Source organism: Salmonella sp. SAL4457, assembly GCF_046548235.1.
In the GTDB taxonomy this organism is placed as follows: domain Bacteria; phylum Pseudomonadota; class Gammaproteobacteria; order Enterobacterales; family Enterobacteriaceae; genus Salmonella; species Salmonella enterica.
The window spans coordinates 1-383 of record NZ_JBGDZO010000114.1; the positions used below are offsets into that span (position 1 = coordinate 1).

Below are 383 nucleotides of genomic sequence, written 5' to 3' on the forward strand. Positions count from 1 at the left end.
GCCCTGGAGGATGAAGCCGATGGCGTAGCCGACCTGGAACCAGAAGTTGATGTTGGCGTAGTCCATTGCCGTCCAGCTCATCTTCTCGGCAAGGATCGGCTGCATCACGCCGAGGGCGGCGCGATCGATGTAGTTCAGGGTGGTGGCGAAGAACACCAGGGCGAGCATGCCCCAGCGCGTCCGGCCGACGGCGAAGGCGTTGCGGATCCTGCCGCCGCGGGATTCCCGCGGGGCGTCGGCGGCGAGCAGTCGAGAGCTGGAAGAGTGGATCATTGACGGGGCCATCCTTTCGGCGGCCGGTGCCTGGGCGCCCGGCCTGGATTTGTCGTTCTGGGTTGCACGCGGGCGGGCCAGGGGCCGCGCCGGTGTCAGCGGGCCAGGGG

The 383-nt window shown here is 68.7% G+C and carries 1 pseudogene; it reads right to left on the reverse strand.

Annotated elements, in window-relative coordinates:
* Nucleotides 1–273, reverse strand: a pseudogene (locus tag ACLJNW_RS23485) (MFS transporter); the annotation flags it as partial.
* Nucleotides 274–383: the final 110 nt, after the last annotated feature.